Raw genomic sequence first — 18,343 nt, forward strand, 5'->3', positions numbered from 1 at the left:
CTTCCCATCAATGTGTCCGCTGGCGCCGTTCTTGAGAATAACAGGGCAAGGCGTTGGGAGTCCCGCGCCATTTCAGCGCAGTCCAGCACTGCGCGTATTGGAGAGAACCGCTATGATGACCAATGCCCTTTACGCCCAGATGAGCGCCCAATCCTCCTATACGCAGAGGAGCGCGCAATCCTCGTCATGCTGCGGCCGCGAGAGCCGCGCGCGGCAGGGCGCTGCGGGCGGTGCGTTCGAGATGGTGGCCATGCGCATGCAGACCACCACCTATGAGACCCGCCAGGGCGATGACGATGGGCAGGCGCAGACCACGCAGATGCGTCAGGCCACGTTGGAGATCATGGCGGTGCGCAGCGGCGGCGCCCAAGCCGGGGCGATGATGCTGGAGACCCTGGCCGACGGCCAGGAGACGGACCAGACCCTGGCCAGCCAGGACGTTTTCCAAGCCTTCTTCGAACGCATGCTGGCCACCCTGTTCCCCAATGAGTCGGAACAGGCCGATGAAGAGGCTCAGGGCGACGATCTGCTGGGGCAGTTGGCCTCGGCCTTCGCCCAATCCACCGACGACGGCTATGAACTGGGCGGGAACACCGTGTGGACCTTCCCCCCGGCGCAGGCTGGCGACGACGTGAAAGCCGCTTGGGAGCAGGCGGGGCAGGCGGTTCCCCAGGCCGATCAGCAGAGCGCCATGGCGCCATTCCTGGGGCAACTGCTGGCGCAGAACATTCAGCGCGATGAGCAGGGCCAGCCGGTGGGCTTCCGCGCCCCGGGCGAGAGTGGTTTTGTCGATCCGTTTGAACAGTCCGATGACCTCTCTGCGCAGGCGCAGGAGGCAAGCCGGATCATCGACCAGCTTATGGCCAAACACAAAGACGAACAGGTGGCGCGCATGGAGCAGACGGCGCTGTTTATCGACGCCTTCGTGCAAGCGCTGGCCGATCAACGTGAAGAGTTGGCGCAGCAAGTCGCCGACTCTGGAGACACCGCGGAAGATACCGCGGCGGATCAATTCCCCGACGAGGCGATCATGGACGCCGCGGCGTGAGGAGTTGACCAACCGCCCTGACGCGTTTGACTACGCGTGGGGCGCACACGGGAGCGACTTACCCGGCAGGGTGGGGACGCCCGCCGGTGAAGGGAAAGAGGGCCTGATGGCCCTCTTTTTCTTTTGTGTGATTGAGATCGAATTGTTGTTGGCCAAACTCAACAGCAGATGTTTCCTCTCAACTCGGAAAGCCGAAAATTCCGACATCCCAGACCGAAAATTCGGAGTTTGCGACTCTGATAACCCAGCGGCAAGGGCAGAGCCAGGACGCGTCGAGCTTGGGTGTTTCGTCGGCCAGGGGGTCATCTTCGTTGCTCAGGCATGGTGTCGCGCAGGTTGGAGAAGGCAAACCACTCTGCGCTGCTGCTCATGTTCTTAACCTCTTGCAGAGTCAGCAGGCGCTCTTGGGCGGGCAATCCAGCCTGTTGCAACATCGCGGCATTGAAGATCTCCAGGAACTCCGCATTGGACGTTGAGCCGTACAGCGACATCACCACGATCTGCGGATCGTTGGGGGGCTCTGTGGGCGGCGTTGCCAGGGGCGTGTCGGCATCCGCCAGCGTCGCCAGGGTGTGCGGCAGACCGTGGACGATGGCGTGGTGGGAGAGCGCGGCCAGTTGGAACTCCACCGGGTTGAGGCAGTCGGGCGGCTGGATGGAGAGCGCGCAGAGGCGATCGCGTCCTTGCTCCTGAATCAGGGCGGTGGGCGACTCCAGGCGGGCGAGAAATCGCAGAATGTCGCGTTGCGAATCGTGGGGAGTCTCCACCTGGTAGCGCTCGCGTACGACCCAGGCCGGGCCGAGGGACGCCCATGGCAGGCGCTGATCCAGCGCGCTCAGCGCCAGGCCCGATTGGCTCAGGGTCAGATGATTGGGTTTGGACAGGTTCGCCAGCGCGGCAGGCAGCAGACTCAGCATCCTGCGATAGACGGGACTGAGCAGCATCATCGCCGCAATTGCCGCGGCAGGGGCCAGGTACAGCGCGTTGTCGTTGATTCTGTAATAGATGATGCTGATTGCCAGGGCGAGCCCGATGGATCCCGTCATGATGAGCAGACCTCTGAGAACAGGCCCACTGATGGTGATGGGAAAGTGAAGCGGTTCCTGCACTCCCTGTTTCCGAAATTGTTCGTACAGATGACTGGCGCTCACGTTGACTCTCCCTGTGTGGCGTCATGAACTAGAAATATTGTCAGTTGAAATCAGAATCGGACAGTTTGGGTATTGGTCATGAAAGATATCGAGGGCTGCGCCCTCGAGCTCCCCAAAAGCCAAACCGTGATTCGGGCCATCCATAGCCCTCACCCTGCGGGCTCGCTGCGCAAGTCCGATTCGGCAATCCTGCCGAATCGTGGGCCCGCCCTTTGATTGTTGATACGGCTTCTCCTGTGGCCGCTGGGGGCGCGGCCCCCAGACCCCGCCGCCGACCAGTCGGCGGCCCATAGTCAGCGCAAGCCGGGCCGACGTCACGCAAACAGTGAGCAGTCAGAGTTTGCGTCATTCTGGCTTCCAGCGACTGTAGGATGGTGCGAAGTCGTCAGCGAAGGGGCGTTTGATCATGGCGCTATGTCGTGACGTTCCGAATTGACGTCTCCCTGCGTCCGCGCTGAGGACAGCGACGCCGCCTCTTCCAGGCCGTTGCGGCGAATGATCTCACGATAGACCGCCTGGTTGATGGCGTCTCTTACCGCCGCCGCCTGTTGGCGCTCCCCCTCATCGAAACAGAGCACGATGGGCGCAATCTCCGTGTCGCCCTGTTCCCATTGGCTGGTGTGCTCCAGAGCGCCAAACCGCTGCTCCTGCAAGGCGACCTTCAGCCCCTCGCGCACGCTCTGCAGCGCCAGTTGCGCCTGCGGGTCGCGAGCTGTCCGCAAGGCGTATCGTTTGGCGCGGGGGACGCCCTTGTAGAGCGCGCGATAACGCCATTTGGTGCGCGGCTTGCGGCGCGCATAGAAGCAGACGTCGTTACTCTGTCCCGCCGCTATCCAGGCCGGGCTGACGCGGTCCCACGCAAACTGGGCCTCCTCCTGGGAGAGGAAGATCCCGGCATCGGTCAACCGCGCGCGGCCTTTGAAGAACACGCGCAGGGTCTGCGCCAGGGGCAGCAGCAGCGTCAGGGCGAGCACAACGCTGATCGCGCCGATGGCGCGCCAATCACCGGAGTAAACGGTGGCGGCCAGGGAGAGGGGGGTCGACAGGGTCACGCCGATCAGGAGCGTGACGATAGTGCTGACCCTCTTCGGCAGCGGGAGAATGAGCGGGCTGGTTCGCAACGGTTGCGGCGCGGCGGCGCGGGCGATGTTGTTTTTGCCGTGGGGGTCGAATGCGCCGAGTTGCTCTTGATCAGCCGCGCTCAACGGGTGCAAGGCGGTGCAGATGGGGTGGAAGTTGCTCACCTGCTTGAAGTGATCCATTAGCAGCGGCTCCACTTGCGCCACGCACTGTTCGGGCGTGGTTAGCAGTTTGCGCGGATTGAGTCCCGCGCTTTTGAGAACTTCGCTGTTGATGATCTCCATCAACAGCGCCGCATCGCGGACATTGCCGCACTCAATGACGATCACGTTGGGCGCGTTGCCGACCACGTCCACCATGCGCCCGTCATAGTGTTCCCGCCACAGCGTGTCCACATTCTCCAGCAGATGCCGCACGCCGCGCGGCTGCACAGATTCCAGGCAGAGCCGCAGCGGCATTTTGTGAATGGGCTCTGAGAATTTCTCGGACAGAAAGCCGATGTCGTTGTATTTGTTGATGCGCGTCTGTTTTTTGATCTGCCGCTTTGAGAAGGTCTGGTGGTGTCGAAAAACACAGGCGACGCCGGCGAAATCCCTGGGTTGGGTCAATTTTGTCGAGAGGGAGAGGCGTCGCACAGACAGGATCGCCAGTCCGACGTCCCGCCAGGGAATGGTGATGTTGAATCCGCTCAGGCGCAGGCCCTGGACGCCCAGTGTGAGGGTGCGTTTGTGCAGAAAGACCCACGGGCGCAGCAAAAGGGTGTAGAGCGGGGCGCCAGGAAAGAGAAACGGCACGGCCATGACGATGGTGTAGAAGGTTTTCGCGCCAGGGTCTGTGGGTTCGATGTAATACAGGAAAGCCGCGACAGCCGCCGCCAGGATGAGGAAGGCGAGAATCGTGCGGAAGCCGCGATGCGAGAGGGTCAACTCCTCTTGCAGCCCCTGTTTTGCATATTGCGCGTGGAGTGAGCGGATATTGCGCATGGCGAATCATCAATTATATGAAAATAATAATAAATACCTCTTGTTGTTTAGCATGGGTCAGAGTTTTCTTCAAGCGCGCTCACCATGGAATCGGGGCAATTCATCAATTCGAGGGAGGGATCCGAAATGTCGCTTGCTGGCGCATCTGCGCGCTGATACTGGCGCGCCGTCAGTGAAGGGAGGGAGGCTTTATGGCCCTCTTTTTCTTTTGTAGTAGGGTGTTTGCCCGCCGTGGCGATGCAGGGTAGAGTGACGCATGGTGTTGGTTGGCGCCATGACGCGCCTCGCAGAAGGGAAAGCAGTGAAATGGAAGGCGTTGCCCGCAACCCAGTCACCTTGTCTTTCAAGGATGCCGAACTGGAACAGGCCTATCAGTCGCATCAGGCGCAACATGTGATCAAGCTGGCGCGCGGGGCCATTGCGCTGGGAGTGCTGCTGTTCAGTCTGTTTGGTTTTCTCGACGTCTGGGCCGCGCCGGATTCTCAGGCGCAGATGCTCCAGTTGCGCTTTGGCGTGATCGTTCCAACCCTCTTTTTGCTGCTGCTGATCTCCTTTCGGCCGATATTCCAGCGCCGTTTCAATCGGTTTGTGGTCGGCGTGCTGCTGTTTTGCGGCTTCTCTCTGGACGCGATGTTGCTGGTGATGTCGCCCCAGGAGCCGGGCTTCTCGCTCTATCCCACCGGCTTGGTGCTGGTGATCGTGGCCGCGTCCACCATCGCCGGGTTGCGCTTTATCATCGCTGTGGCGCTGTCGGTCATCCATATTCTGTTCTATACCGCGCTTTGCATGCTGGTGTTGGACGTCTCCTTCTACCTGGTGATCAATCACCTCTACTTCATGACGGCAGCGGCGGTGATGGGCGGGGTTTCCGGCTACATGCTCGAATCCTACTCCCGCGCAGAGTATATCAAACTGCGCGAATTCAACGATTTGGTGGAGATCGCCAGATCCGCCAACCAGGCCAAAAGCGAATTCCTGGCCACCGTCAGCCACGAGATTCGCACCCCCATGAACGGCATCGTCGGTGTGATCGCACGCCTGGAGAGCACCACGCTGGACGCCAAACAGGCGCGCATGGTGGATATCCTCTCCCACTCCTCCGACGTGTTGATGCATCTGCTCAATGATGTGCTGGATCTGTCCAAAATCGAGTCCGGCGCGCTGCAACTGGAGCGTCGCGCCTTCGATCCGCGTCACGTCTCCCAGGAGATCATCGATCTGATGGCGCCGCGCGCTCTGGAGAAGGGGTTGACCCTTGCGCAACAGTTTTCCGGTCAGATTCCGCCCGCCCTCTATGGCGACGCCACCCGCTACCGGCAGATTCTGTTCAATCTGTTGGGCAATGCGCTCAAGTTCACCGAACGCGGCGGGGTGACGCTGCACACCACGGGCGAAATCCACGCCGGTGGCGTCACCGAACTGAGCGTGAGCGTGGCCGATAGCGGCATCGGCATCGATCCACAGACCCTCGAGCGCATCTTTGATCCCTTCACCCAGGCCGATGGCTCCATCAGTCGACGCTATGGGGGCGCCGGGCTGGGGCTGGCCATCGTCAAGCGCCTGGCCGAGGCCATGGGCGGACATCTGCAAGTGCGCAGTGAGCCGGGGAGGGGAAGCGTCTTCACGGTGACCGCCCAGTTTGCCGAGGCTCCGGCCCACGAACTTGAATCGGCAATCCCGTCTACGCCCAGGGCGGCGCCGATGCGGATTCTTCTGGTCGAGGATGAGGCGATTAATCAGGAGGTGGCGTCGGGGCTGTTGCGGGATCAGGGCCATAGCGTGACGCTGGCCGTCAGCGGTGAGCAGTGTCTGGAGATTCTGCGCGATGCGCGTTTTGATCTGATATTGATGGACCTGCGCATGCCCGGTTTGAGCGGTTTGCAGACATTTGCAAAGATGCGTGAGAGCGCGCAATCGCCGGGTTCAGTCCCGCCGGTGATCGCCCTCACCGGGGATGTGGAGCTTGAGACTGTCAATGCCTGCCTGCAGGCGGGCATGCTTGATGTGCTGGCCAAGCCCATCAACCTGGACAGACTCAATCATGCGCTCTGGCGCATCCAGGGGGGCGAGTTGTGCATACCGGCGACAACAGAGACGGGCGCGATCCCAGCAGGTGAACCGCTGGCGGTTGTGGATGTGGCGCACCTGCTTAATTTGCGTGAAGCGCTGGGGGCGGCGGCTTTGGCGCGGATGTTGGACAAATTCGCTGAGGCCGCGCAGATGCTGATGACACAAATTGAGGCGTCGCTGCGCCTCCATGTGCTGGTTCAGCGGAAACATGACAACCGTCTAAACCAAAATATCAGTTAGCTGTTCGCCTTTTCAGCCATTTTTTGGGATGGCTGAAAAGACTGCTTTTGGTGCGTCGTCCGACGCCGTTCTCTGGCCGCCTCAAGCTTTTGATCTCGTTCGGCCAGGATCTGCACATGCCGCCCTTCCAGGCGATCCTGTGGGGTGACGTAGTCGATGGCGCTATGGAGCCGCCGGGTGTTGTAATGCTCGACGTACTTTCCCACAACCCGCTGGGCATCTTCCAGCGATAATGGCGTCTGAGGCCGAATGCACTCACGCTTCAAACTACCGTGAAAACGCTCCAGCTTTCCGTTGCTCTGCGGATAGTAAGGCGAAGTCCTCACATGCGTCATGCCGGATTCCCGGATGAACGCCTTAAAATCGTTGGCAACGAACTGCGGCCCATTGTCTGAGATCAGCCGCGGCTTAGCTTCCGGATAGGCCTCCTGAGCTCGGAGCAGGACCACTTCAACCTCATCTTCCTTCATCGACTCACGAATCTCCCAGTGGAGGATAAACCTGCTACATCCATCCAGGACACTGCACAGATAGTAGAACGTCCCCTGGATATTCAGATAGGAGATGTCCACATGCCAGTGTTTATGCGGCTCCGAAGGCTGTTTGAACCCTGTGCCCTTCTGCGAGGGCGGTGGGCTCCAACGACGCATCAGCCCGGCAGTTCTGAGCACACGCAGCACTGAAGAGGGGCTGACCGCCACCACGCCTGCATCCAGCATCATGTAGGTCAGGCGCCGATAGCCCTCTGACGGATGTTCATGGAAAAAGGCGACAATCGCTTCCCTTTCCCAATCGTCCAGCCAAAAATCTCGGGGAATACGGCCATTGTGGTCGTTAACCATTCCATAGCGCTTGCGCCATGAATAGAACTTGCCCCTTTGCACGCCTATCCAGTTGATAATTCGGCTCGTGTCGATTTCGCTCTTGTCTGACCAAAACGCCACGAAATCCACCACCGAATCCCGTATGTCCGGCTCCACCCAGCAGCCGTTCAGCTCACCCCAAGACTTTTTTTTAGCGCAACATGCGCCTCAAGAAGCTCGGACATAACTTCATTTTTGGTTGCCAACTTCGCTTCTAGTTCGGCAATCTGTCGGTCACAAGCCTTTTGGCCGCGTTTGTCAGACAAGGCCGCTTCGCCGTTCTCAAACAAAGCCTTTTGCCAGCGATAGTACTGGCTGGGCTGAATGCCCGCCTCGTCACACAGATCCGAGAGAACCACCTTCTCGACCAGGTGACGGCGCACATAGCCTACCTTCTGCTCAGCCGTAAATCTCCGCTTCTTCCGTTCCATACAAACCTCCGCTTATTATCTACACATTATAAACGGCTTGTTTGTCATTTTCCAACTGAACCGAAACATCCAGGACTCTGCGCAAGCGCGGGATCACCTGCACAAACTGGTGGGGCTGGCAGGGAATGTCGGCTTGGTCGAACTCTCCGCTACGGCGCGGGAGATGGAGGGGGCGCTGGTTGCGCAGGCTGATACGGGCGCGCTGCTTGCACAATGGGCGGCGTTGACCCCCATGCTGGCGCGCGCCCGCGAGGCGGCGGCGCAGGCGTTGGCGGCGGAATGAGCGCCAACAGCCTCAACACAAGAGCGTTCTGCACGTCCCAGCGGCCCAATGTTTGTGAACCAAGCGCTGCGCTGCTCGTGCAGCCAGGGCGCTGCTGGGCCGTCGCACGGCATTCATTGTGAACTCCACTCAGCCAGGGTGTGCAGTATCTCGCGCAGGCGATCAATAGACACGGGTTTGTTCAGTACGGCGCGCAGATTCAGATCATAGGCGTCGGCAAAGGCGTGAAGCAGATCAAACATCTCCGGCTTGGCGGAGGTGACAAAGATCAACGCCCCGGTATAGCGATGTTTGCCCAACTCCTGAATCAGCTCCATGCCATCCATGTCCGGCATGTAGATGTCGCAAAACGCCACATCATAAGGGGGGGCGGCGCGGATGAGCAGGTCGACGGCTTTGGCGGCCTGGTTCACTGTGGCGACATGGCCAACCTCCAGGCGATTCAACAGCGCCGCCATCAACTCCAGGGTGACATCATCATCATCCACCCACAGGGCGCGGAACTCGGCGAGAGTCTGGGCGCTCATGTTCATATTCCAATTGTTGCGTGGTTTGATGCTCTTTTGACTGTGTCGCGTAACGTCCGATTAGTCAACTAAACATTCGTGTTTTCCATGTCTTGTTATTTTCCTGTCGGGGCTGTGCCGGGCCGCTTCTGGAGCGTGTGATGAATCGAGTCCGATCTCTGCCTCGTTAGGTGGCGGTGGGCGGACGGGTTAACCCCATGCGGGCTCATCCGCTGGCGGGGCGTTGATTTCCAGGCCTGGATTCCGTTAGGCGTGGCAAGTGATCCGGACATCGATGCGATTGGCCACATCCGGCGCCTCTGGCGCTGCGCAATCCAGCGGCGCCAACTTGAATGGGAGATCATCCCGCCAGGCTTCTCCCAGGGGATCTCCAGTCCGGCGCAGGGAAGGGGCGGCGCACGCGTTGGCGGTAAGTTGATCGCTGGGTTTTCTTGCGTTCTCTCTTTGCAGGCAATCAGTTGGGATCCGGCTCAATGCCGTTGGCTTGATAGATCTCCCGATTGATGCGCTCGGCCAGTTGCGCGGCGCTCCAGGGACCTTTTGCGGGCGTTTGCAGGCTGATGAAGATTGGCGACGGGTCGCGCAGGGGAAGAGGCTTCTGAGAATTGCCCTGGGCGTTGGCGTGCAGCGCCAGGGCGTTGGCCAGCCCGATGCGGGCGACGTCATAGGCCAGCGGAGGCCGTTCCCAGCGCGCCGCTTTGCGTTCGTTGCGGGCGTGTCCGGTGATGAATCGCCAGAAGCGTGAGTCGTCGCCCCTGACGGCGTGCAAAAAGAGCCGCCTGGGCGCAGCCTCCGTGGTCCAGGCCAGCCCCAGATCCCGCCAGGGGATGCGTCGGTTCAGCGCCAACACATAGAGACCGTCTCGATAGAGCGTGGCTTGGCCATTGCGGAGTTTGGTGAAGAGATACCCCGCCAGCGGCCAGCAGAGAATGGCGCACGTCAGGGTCGCGAGGAAGGCGTAGTCCGGCGATGCGGTGAGCAACAGAGCCGGGATCCCAGGGGCCAGCGACAGCAGCGCGATGTCGCTCCAGAATTCGACACGGCGCAGCACGGGAAAGGGAACCACGCCGATGACGCCATCGGTGGCGTTGGTGTGGGTCGGGTTGAGCTCAGCGGAGTCTGCGCTCATCGTAGGTTGTTGAGGTTCCGGCGGCAATGGCCTGGAAGAGAGTGCGCGTAGATTCGAAAACGCCTTGATCTCCTTTCGCCGCAGTGCGGGTTGGGTCAGGCATGCATCTAATTCCAGCAGATGATCTGCGGGGGAGCGTCCTGCGGCGCGGCAGATTTCGATATTGATCACTTCCATAAACTGTGCGGCGCTGCGTGCGCTGTCGAACTGGATGGCGGCCTGAGCGAAATCCTCATCGGCGGTGATGGCGCACTGTGCGCACGCCATTTCAACCCCATCGCTCTGTGCTGTTTCAAGGGTGTGATCAAACCCTTTAGTAAGAAGGAGATACGCCACATAAGTGTGCAAGTGGGGCGTCTTGTCAGCATAGTTGCGCTTAACTTGGACCTTCTCCGAAATCTGGCTATAGAAGAGGTCGTCCTCGAGGTTGTCCTTATTGTGCTGTTTTAAGACGAGTATCACTCGGTAGTGATCGCCAAAGCCTCGCTCCATCCACGCAAAACCTACGCGATCCCAGGAGAACTGCTCTTCCAGGGCGTAAAAAAAGAGGCCCTCTCTCTCAATTTCCATTGGAAATCGATGCTTGGATTTGGTGGAAAAACGCACCTTCCGAACGTAGTACAGTGAGTAGATGCAGACCACACCGAGCCCGCTGATCAGTTTTCTCACACTGTCGGAAAGATCCTCACTGAATAGCCAACCAAGCAGAAAAACCGGCAGAAGCAGCCACAGATAGCGCATGGATATGGGGTGGTCGACAATGATCTTCCGGCGCAGGCCAAATCTCTTGTATTGCGCGTAAGATTCCGAAAAGTCATAAGTGAAAGGGCGCTTGATCCTGATTTCTGGCGCATATGTTTGCTGATTCTCCATCATGCTTCATCGCCCGTATTCGATGGCGGTTGCGCCAATTCCGCGTGGCGGTGGATCTGTGCGTTGATGCGGTTGACCACCTCTGCGCCCCGCACGTTACAAAATCCGGCGGCATCCAGCTTGAACAGAGAGACCTTGTGCGGACAATCCAAAGGCGTTTCATCGCCCCTTGAATCCAGGAACTCGAGGGTTTCCTTGGCGCCATAACAGGCGCATCGGTAGGAAAGCCCCACTTTGCTTCTCAATGGCCGGGGTCGAAACAGGGCGTCGAATTTCTCGTTATGCAGCAGGATCTTTCCCCACAGGGTCATTTTCCGGGAGATTTGGGAATCCATGCGAAAATGAAAGCTGATGGCGTGGGTGATGGGGGCGTGTTCATTCACGTAATAACGAATTTCATCAATCCAGGCAAAGCCCATATTCCGCCAAGGAATCTCCAGTCCGGCGAAGGGGATGGTCAGGTGCGATTGGGAGAGGATCAGGATGGGCTTTCGATGGCGGCGTGCGGCTTTGACCAACAGCCATGTCAGCAGAATGAAACCCGCCGCCAGCCCCAACTCTTCGGCGCTCAGAAAGTCGGGGAAGGTTCTGGGCGAGGGGTCGTGCAGGAGAAAGGCGAAGAGGAGGAACAGCGGCAGGATCATGGTGATGAGGGCGGCCGCGGCGCCGGGGCCGAGCGGACAGCTGTGGTAGGCGATAGGGGCCTGAATCTCTTCGCCTGTATCGGGAAAAGGGGTGTCCACGTTTGCCTCCCAACATGCATGCGGCATCATGCGCTTCCGCCTGCGCGCAGCATGGAAAAAGCGTCTGCGAAGGGTTCTGGCTTATCGGATGGTCGGGCCTTTATCCGCTTGAGAAAACATCGGTTTTGGAAATGGTGATGAACGGTTTCCGCCATGGCTGGCGATCTGGCCATTCAACAGCGTTAACAGTTGATCCAGATTCATCTCGCCTGGGATTTCGCCGGGCAGCCAGATCAGCCAGTAATCGGGCGAATTATCCAGTTCAGCATACAGATTATAAAGGTCTGTTGGGTGATCGCCTACCCCTGAGTTTACAGTGAGTCTTCCTTCGCTAAGGGATTGGTATTTGGCCCAGTGGGCCAAAATAGCCTTGTATTTGCTCTTGGAAAAGAGATGGTTGATGGTGAGGAAGGCGCGCCCCAGACCGCTGAATGTATTTGGAATGTCGGCTTTATGAATAAAGAAAACGATGCTCGGTTTTTTGTACATAAACGTCGGGAAACAGGGCCCCATCACTCTCCAGGGCGCTCGCATTCCCATGAAAGCCGTTGCTACGCCGTTATTGTCAATATTCAGCATGCCATACTTCTTAAAAAACAGACACTTAACAGAAATCATGAGTAGAATGGGCAGGGCAATGAGTATCAGATAGTACACAATCTCCAGCATAACCGCCTTTGCGGGATTGCTCCCGGAGTACCACCCCGTGCCAGCGTAGAGGAACGCTGCGCACGCAAAGCATACCCCAAAAAGTCCCAGTATGTTTGCCCAGGAGAGCGGGTTGGATATGGGCGAGGCCAGGGGGGAGCTTTTCATGTTGAACGCATCCTGTGGTGTTTCATCCGTCCCATCATGCTGTTTCAATACTGAGCTCAATGCGCCTCGGCCCAGTTGGGGCCGGTTCCCATATCCACCACCAGCGGCACGGAAAGATGGAACGCCCCCTCCATGGCGGCGCGCACCACCGGCTTGACCTGCGCCAATTCGCTGTTGGGAACCTCCAGCACCAGTTCGTCGTGCACCTGCAGGATCATGCGGCTTTTGAAGCCGCCGTCGCGCAGGGCGCGGGAGAGGCGAATCATGGCCAGTTTGATCAGGTCCGCCGCCGAGCCCTGCAACGGCGCGTTGATGGCGGTGCGCTCGGCGAACTCGCGGGCGTTGCGATTGCTGGCGTTGATATCGCGAATGGGGCAGCGCCGCCCGCCCAGGGTGGTGACGTAGCCCAGGTCGCGCGCCTGCTGGATGGCGCGGTCCATCTGCTGGCGCACGCCGTCGTAACGGGCGAAGTAGAGGTCCATGTAGGCGCGCGCCTCGTCATTGCTCACCCCCAGCCGCTTGGCCAGACCGAACGGGCTCATGCCGTAGACCAGACCGAAATTGATGGTTTTGGCCTTGCGGCGGGCGTCGGCGTCCACCGCATCCGGCGAGCCGCCGAACAGCTCGGCGGCGGTGGCCGAGTGGATGTCCAGACCGTCGGCAAAGGCCTGTTTCAAGCGCGGCACATCGCCCATGTGGGCCAGCAGACGCAGTTCGATCTGGCTGTAGTCGGCGGCCAGCAGCACATGGTCGGGCGGGGCGACGAAGGCGGTGCGGATGGCGCGTCCCGCCTCGGTGCGGATGGGGATGTTCTGCAGATTGGGGTCGGAGCTGGAGAGCCGTCCGGTGAGCGCCACCGCCTGGTTATAGCTGGTGTGCACGCGGCCATCATCGGGGTTGATCAACCCTTGCAGCGCATCGGTATAGGTGGATTGCAGCTTGGTGATTTGGCGATACTCCAATAGCTGTTCGGCGATGCGGTAGCCGCGCTGCTCCGGGCTGTCGGCTTCGCCGCTGGCCTTGTCGGCCAGCTTCTCCAGCACCGTCACATCGGTGGAGAAGCCGGTTTTGGTGCGCTTGCCGCCCTTGATGCCCAGGGTGTCGAACAGCAGCTTGCCCAGTTGTTGGGTGGAGTTGAGATTGAACTCTTCACCGGCCAGTTGGAAGATGGCGGCGGAGAGCTCCTGCCTGCGCGCGGTGAACGCATCCGACATCTTCGCCAGGGCGGGTTTGTCGATGAGCGCGCCCACCCGCTCCATCTCCGCCAGCACCGCCATCACCGGCAGTTCGATATCGCGATAGAGGCGGGTGAGATCCTCCTCCCGTTTGACCAGCGGGTCGAGCTTTTCGCACAGGCTCCAGGCGATCTCGGCGTCTTCGCAGGCGTAGGGGACCGCCTGCTCCAGCAGCACTTGATCGAAGGTGATCTGCTTCTTGCCGGTTCCGCACACTTCTTTAAAGGAGATGGTGGTGCGGCCCAGCTCCTCTAAGGCCAGGGCGTCCAGACTGTGGCCCCGGGTGGCTCCATAGAGGGTGAAGGAGAGCAGCAGGGAGTCGCGGGTGACGCCGCGCATGTCGATGCCGTAGCGGCGGAAAATCTGCCAATCATATTTGAGATTCTGTCCGCACTTGCCGATGGCCGGGTTCTCCAGAATCGGCTTGAGCGCCGCCAGCGTCGCGTCCCGATCCAGCTGCTCCTCCACCAGCAGCGGGTTGTGGCCCAGCGGCAGATACCACGCCTGCTTGGGCGCCCAGGCGATGGAGATCCCCACCAGATCGGCGCGGGTGGTGTCCAGACTGGTGGTTTCGGTGTCGATGGCGAACTCGCGCCGCTGTCCCAGTTGCCGCAGGAATTCGTCGAACCCCTCTTGGGTGGTGATGGCGTGATACTCCGCCTCGCGCGCTTGCGGATCCTCGATCTCGGCGGCCTGCTCCGGGTCGGTGGGGACGACAAGCGGAACCGGGCTCTCATCGTCGGCGGCGCGCTGGGCGGCCAACTGCTGAGTCTTGCGCGCTAAAGAGGTGAACTCCATCTCCGTATAGAACGCCGCCAGCGTATGCAGATCCGGTTCGCGCAGCGGCGACTGCTCCAGCAGATCGACATTCACCGGCGCATGGATGTCGATGGTGGCCATCTTCTTGGAGTGGCGCGCAATGTCGGCATTATCCAGCAACGCCTGCCGCCGTTTGGGTTGCTTGATGCTCCCCGCGTTGGCCAGCAGCCGCTCCATGTCGCCATACTCTTTGAGCAACTGTGCGGCGGTCTTGGCGCCGATGCCCGGCACGCCAGGGATGTTGTCCGAGGCGTCCCCGGCCAATCCCAGCAGGTCGGGAATCCGCTCCGGTCCTACCCCCCAGGTCTCCATCACATCCTCGGGGTCGTACCACTTCTCCTTGCCGCCGTCGAACATCTGCACCTTCGACGACACCAGCTGCATCAAGTCCTTGTCGCCGCTGACCACCACCACCTGCCAGTCCCGCTCCACCCCCAGCCGCGCCAACGAGCCGATGACGTCGTCGGCTTCGTAGCCGGGCATCTCGATGCGCGGAATGTTGTAGCAGTCCACCAGCCGTTGAATGCCGGGAATCTGCGCGCGCAGTTCGTCGGGCATGGGCTTGCGGTGCGCCTTGTAGTTCTCGTCCATCTCGTGGCGGAAGGTGGGGCCCTTGGCGTCGAACACCATCACCAGATGGGTCGGGCGCGCCTCCACCACCACTTTCCTCAGCATCTTGTCGAAGCCGAAGATGGCGTTGGTGGGAAACCCGTCGCGGCGCGAGAGGTTGCGCACGCCGTAAAAGGCGCGATACAGATAGCCGGAGCCATCCACCAGAAACAGTCGGGGGGTGTCGGTCGTAGTCATCCCGTGAGCATAAACCGGGGTGTGTGACGGGGGAAGGGCGCTCAACGGCCCAATTCGGACTATGGGGGAGCAAAAATTGGAAAACATTAAGATGTTGAGGGCTGCGCCCTCAAACTCCCCTGAAAGACCAAACCTTGGGGCTCTGCCCCAAACCCCGCTGGGGGCGCGGCCCCCAGACCCCGGAAAAGTTGGCCATAAATGTCCAACTTTTCCACCTGTCCAGTTGGTTGCCTCCATCGGCTTGATTGCGTCTCTGTTGGCGCATGCTCCCAACGCAATGGCGCAAGAAGCTGCGCCTCGCGTGTTTCAGCCGCCCGCGCGCGGCATGCTCACCGCCCAGTTCCGCGAAGACCTCAGCACCGAAGTCCCCGGCGCCGAATTGGTCATTCGCAGCTTCGAAAACAGCCACGGCGTGCGCCAGAAAGAGTACTGGATGCGCGGCAATCTGTTTCAGATCCACGTCGAACCGCCCCTGGAGCCGCCCTATGAGCTGCTGGACCAGGATGGCGACGGCCAGTTCGAAACCCGCCTGACCGGCGGCGCGGCGCGCTTCGTGGTGCCCCAATGGGCGCTGCGCCATCAGGGCGCCTCAGAGACCGGAGAGCATCCATGAGCCAATACATCCTGCGCAACGCCGTGCATGGGACCGAGACCACGGTGGAGTCGGCGGACGGAACCTTGCCGTTCAAGGCCGCGCGCAAATTGTGGAAAAACCTGTGCGGGGTGAAGAACTGCGACTGCACGCAGAATCCCCTATTCAACACCGAGCCCATCGTCGACGCCGAGGGGCAGGTCTATGTGGTGGAGTTCCTCAGTTCACGCGGGGAGATTGCGGGGTTCCGGTTGGTCATAGCAGATAGCGGGAAATAAGGCGCCATGCGATTATATTGATTCATGCAATCCGTGGCGAACACCGCCAAAATAATCGAATTTCCGATCAATGAATTGATAAAACCGGGTGTCGTTGCGTTCATATTTTCTAAAAATGGCATAAGCAATTAAATCGGCCAGTTGGATTAACCGTGTCGCCTGTGAATCCACAAATACGGGAACCTCCGCCATATTGCGCAGATTGCCCCAAGTATGTCCGCTGGTTTTAAACTCCCTGGCCAGAGCCTGGATCGGCGCTTCCTTCTTTTCATGTTTGTCGAAGATGACCAACCCCCGTTGCGCTTGCGAAAAGTATTTGTACTGGCGGGCGAGGAAGTGATCAAATCGCGAAATGATTTGCTCGAAGGTGTGACGCACTGGATCGTCTGGGGATATGGCTGTTTTGTTCACAACGGATGCGAAAACTCTGTAGTGAACGCCATCAATCAGTTTCAACGCATCCTCGATGGCCGCAATTCGATCTGCATGGGGAATTTTTCTCCAGATCCCCTTTCCAGTCATCATGGGTGAGCCATGGAGTTCGACGCTGCTGAGATTTTGAGGGTCAAAACGTATGGCGATCTTATCCATCTCTTCTGAGAGCCAATGCGCTTTTCGTTCAAATATTGAAAACCCAGCAAGAATAAAATGATTTTGCTGAGGGTCGCCGGGAGAACCTGATTCATCAGCATAGAGAAGATACATGTAACAGGTCGTTCCAGTTTCTAGGTAAAATGAGTATGCAGTGGGGATATCCAGAAGGCAAAAAAAAGGCGGCGGAAAGAGGCATCGCTCAACGGACCACAGACAAAGGCAGCCCGCCAACGCGCATGGCGTTGTTTCCCACCGCAGACCTACTCTATTGAAATTGTTCTGCTCTATCAAGATTAATCGGCTTGGGGAATAATAAAGGGAGAGTTGGTGTGTGGTAGAGGATAACCTAATTTATAATGAGGCTTCGATTGTTTTGGAGGGAGAGGGCGCGCCACCGTCTGGCGCGCCCGTTTTCCAGAATCACCCCTTCAGGGGCAAAAGAATATCGGTGATCAGCTCATGCTCCGCCACGTCCGGGACCAGATTGATGTAGTGGAAGAAGAGCGGAAAGTCGCGCAGCTCTTCGCCACTCTCGGGCAACCACTCACGGAACAGCGGATAGATGCTCTCCGCCAGGCGGTCGTGTGAGCCCAGATGGCGCACCACGGCGCAGCGGCCTTCGCTGATCTCGCCATTGGTCACGCCCTGGGGGTTGCCCTCGGGGATGGGCTGGGTCACCTCGCCGCAGATGTCGAAACGGAACGCCTCCGGTTCGGTGACGTCGGGGTCGCTGAAGGCGATGCCGAAGGTGCGGCTGGCGCGCACCGGCGACAGGCCCGTCTCCTGGCGCCACTGAATAAACAGTCGCGCCGAATCATTGACCAGCTCCGGCGCGCCGTGGTGTTGCAACACGGCCACGCGGGTGGCGGGGAAATTCACAATCTTCACATCCATCGGTTCTCTCCTGATGCGGGGCGGCGGCGTGATGCGTTCGCGCCAGGGCCGCCATTGAGGGTTGCGTCGGAATTGTGAAGGGGATTGGCCAAAGGCCTGACGAAACGCGCGGGCAAACGCCTCCGGGCTGTCGAACCCCACATCCAGGGCGATGTCGATCACCCGCTCCTGGCCAAACGCCAGCCGGTCGCAGGCGTGTTTGAGCCGCAGTTGCCGCACGTAAGCGATGACGCTCATGCCGCAATAGTGCGAAAACTGGCGATGGAAGTGGAATTTGGAGAAGTTCGCCACACGGCTCAACCGCTCCAGGTCCAGCGGCTCGTCCAGATGCCGTTCGATGTGGTCGAACACCCGTTCAAATCGTTTGGCGTAGGCCGCCGCTTGCGTCTCGGTCATCACCGCTCCCTTCTCAATCCGGCGTCCACTCTAACCGGATCGAATATCTGCATCCTGACCGATCTTGCTCTGTTGCCATGCAAAACCAAAACGGCGCGGAACAGCCAATGTTTGCGTGCCATAGGGTGGGATTGCGCTGACTATTGGCCGCTTGCATCCAGAATGACACAAATCCAAAGCGCTCAATGTTTGCGTGACGTAGGTTCAGCTTGCGCTGACTATGGGACAAATTTCCAACGGAAATTTGTCGGGATTCTTAAGGGTCGCAGACCCTTAAGCGGGTATGGGCGGAGCCCATGGTTTGGATTTTGACCTTGGGCGCTCGAGGGCGTAGCCCTCGATATCTTCCAGCGCCCATATGTGCACTTTTGAATGCTAGCGACTATATTAGCCGCCGACTGGTCGGTGGCGGGGTTTGGGGGCTACGATCCCAGCGGCCACAGGCGAAGCCGTATCTCACAAACTGGGCGGAGCCCCAAGGTTTGGTATTT

Annotated in this window: 16 protein-coding genes; 5 read left to right on the forward strand and 11 right to left on the reverse strand. The window is 59.5% G+C overall.

All coding sequences use genetic code 11. The features are described 5' to 3' along the window. Window positions 1–112 precede the first annotated feature (112 nt). On the forward strand, window positions 113–1,048 hold the full coding sequence (locus tag MAIT1_RS03160) for a hypothetical protein (RefSeq protein WP_085440670.1): 936 nt from the start codon (window positions 113–115) through the stop codon (window positions 1,046–1,048). Between the two features lie 302 nt (window positions 1,049–1,350). On the opposite strand, the gene MAIT1_RS03165 is transcribed toward MAIT1_RS03160, so the two are convergent. Continuing rightward, a complete protein-coding gene (locus tag MAIT1_RS03165) occupies window positions 1,351–2,094 on the reverse strand; it encodes a hypothetical protein (protein WP_143814625.1) in 744 nt (247 codons plus the stop codon). Window positions 2,095–2,603: 509 nt separating this feature from the next. Next, window positions 2,604–4,262: a hypothetical protein gene (locus MAIT1_RS03170; protein ID WP_085440674.1), complete on the reverse strand. Its 1,659-nt coding sequence runs from the start codon at window positions 4,260–4,262 to the stop codon at window positions 2,604–2,606. 306 nt (window positions 4,263–4,568) lie between these two features. Here MAIT1_RS03170 and MAIT1_RS03175 point away from each other — a divergent pair, with 306 nt between their 5' ends. Further along, on the forward strand, window positions 4,569–6,572 hold the full coding sequence (locus MAIT1_RS03175; RefSeq protein ID WP_158089278.1) for an ATP-binding protein: 2,004 nt from the start codon (window positions 4,569–4,571) through the stop codon (window positions 6,570–6,572). Here MAIT1_RS03175 and MAIT1_RS03180 read toward each other — a convergent pair. Both MAIT1_RS03180 and MAIT1_RS03185 read right to left on the reverse strand, forming a co-directional pair. Continuing rightward, window positions 6,569–7,552: an IS3 family transposase gene (locus MAIT1_RS03180; protein WP_085441294.1), complete on the reverse strand. Its 984-nt coding sequence runs from the start codon at window positions 7,550–7,552 to the stop codon at window positions 6,569–6,571. The genes MAIT1_RS03175 and MAIT1_RS03180 overlap by 4 nt on opposite strands. A gap of 11 nt (window positions 7,553–7,563) precedes the next feature. Beyond that, complete coding sequence (locus tag MAIT1_RS03185) at window positions 7,564–7,866, reverse strand: transposase (RefSeq protein ID WP_085440078.1); 303 nt, start codon at window positions 7,864–7,866, stop codon at window positions 7,564–7,566. Between the two features lie 37 nt (window positions 7,867–7,903). Here MAIT1_RS03185 and MAIT1_RS03190 point away from each other — a divergent pair, with 37 nt between their 5' ends. Then, the gene (locus MAIT1_RS03190) at window positions 7,904–8,149 is read left to right on the forward strand and encodes an Hpt domain-containing protein (protein ID WP_158089279.1); all 246 of its coding nucleotides are present in this window, start codon (window positions 7,904–7,906) and stop codon (window positions 8,147–8,149) included. A gap of 113 nt (window positions 8,150–8,262) precedes the next feature. Here the strand turns inward: MAIT1_RS03190 and MAIT1_RS03195 are convergent, their stop codons facing one another. The 5 genes from MAIT1_RS03195 to polA all read right to left on the reverse strand — a co-directional run bounded on the left by MAIT1_RS03195 (window position 8,263) and on the right by polA (window position 15,098). After that, window positions 8,263–8,676: a LytR/AlgR family response regulator transcription factor gene (locus MAIT1_RS03195; RefSeq protein WP_158089280.1), complete on the reverse strand. Its 414-nt coding sequence runs from the start codon at window positions 8,674–8,676 to the stop codon at window positions 8,263–8,265. Window positions 8,677–9,130: 454 nt separating this feature from the next. Next, entirely contained in the window at window positions 9,131–10,681 is a 1,551-nt protein-coding gene (locus tag MAIT1_RS03200) for a hypothetical protein (protein WP_085440682.1), read from the reverse strand. Further along, window positions 10,678–11,421 (reverse strand): hypothetical protein, encoded by a 744-nt coding sequence (locus MAIT1_RS03205; protein ID WP_143814627.1) that lies wholly within the window; start codon window positions 11,419–11,421, stop codon window positions 10,678–10,680. Before MAIT1_RS03205 ends, MAIT1_RS03200 begins: the two co-directional genes overlap by 4 nt. 81 nt (window positions 11,422–11,502) lie before the next feature. Further along, a complete protein-coding gene (locus tag MAIT1_RS03210; RefSeq protein WP_085440686.1) occupies window positions 11,503–12,285 on the reverse strand; it encodes a hypothetical protein in 783 nt (260 codons plus the stop codon). A gap of 8 nt (window positions 12,286–12,293) precedes the next feature. Next, window positions 12,294–15,098 (reverse strand): DNA polymerase I, encoded by a 2,805-nt coding sequence (gene polA, locus MAIT1_RS03215; protein WP_085440688.1) that lies wholly within the window; start codon window positions 15,096–15,098, stop codon window positions 12,294–12,296. Between the two features lie 301 nt (window positions 15,099–15,399). Between polA and MAIT1_RS21750 the strand changes: the two genes are divergently transcribed. Beyond that, window positions 15,400–15,711 carry a DUF2782 domain-containing protein gene (locus MAIT1_RS21750; RefSeq protein WP_158089281.1) on the forward strand — a complete coding sequence of 104 codons (312 nt, stop codon included), beginning with the start codon at window positions 15,400–15,402 and terminating at the stop codon, window positions 15,709–15,711. Continuing rightward, complete coding sequence (locus tag MAIT1_RS03225) at window positions 15,708–15,968, forward strand: hypothetical protein (RefSeq protein ID WP_085440692.1); 261 nt, start codon at window positions 15,708–15,710, stop codon at window positions 15,966–15,968. Before MAIT1_RS21750 ends, MAIT1_RS03225 begins: the two co-directional genes overlap by 4 nt. Before the next feature lie 12 nt (window positions 15,969–15,980). Here the strand turns inward: MAIT1_RS03225 and MAIT1_RS03230 are convergent, their stop codons facing one another. Together MAIT1_RS03230 and MAIT1_RS03235 are read right to left on the reverse strand one after the other, a co-directional pair. Further along, window positions 15,981–16,673, reverse strand: a complete 693-nt coding sequence (locus tag MAIT1_RS03230) for a DUF3800 domain-containing protein (protein WP_085440694.1) — start codon at window positions 16,671–16,673, stop codon at window positions 15,981–15,983. A gap of 309 nt (window positions 16,674–16,982) precedes the next feature. Next, a complete protein-coding gene (locus tag MAIT1_RS03235; protein WP_085440695.1) occupies window positions 16,983–17,852 on the reverse strand; it encodes an AraC family transcriptional regulator in 870 nt (289 codons plus the stop codon). Window positions 17,853–18,343 lie beyond the last annotated feature (491 nt).

The organism is Magnetofaba australis IT-1 (assembly GCF_002109495.1).
In the GTDB taxonomy this organism is placed as follows: Bacteria; Pseudomonadota; Magnetococcia; order Magnetococcales; family Magnetococcaceae; genus Magnetofaba; species Magnetofaba australis.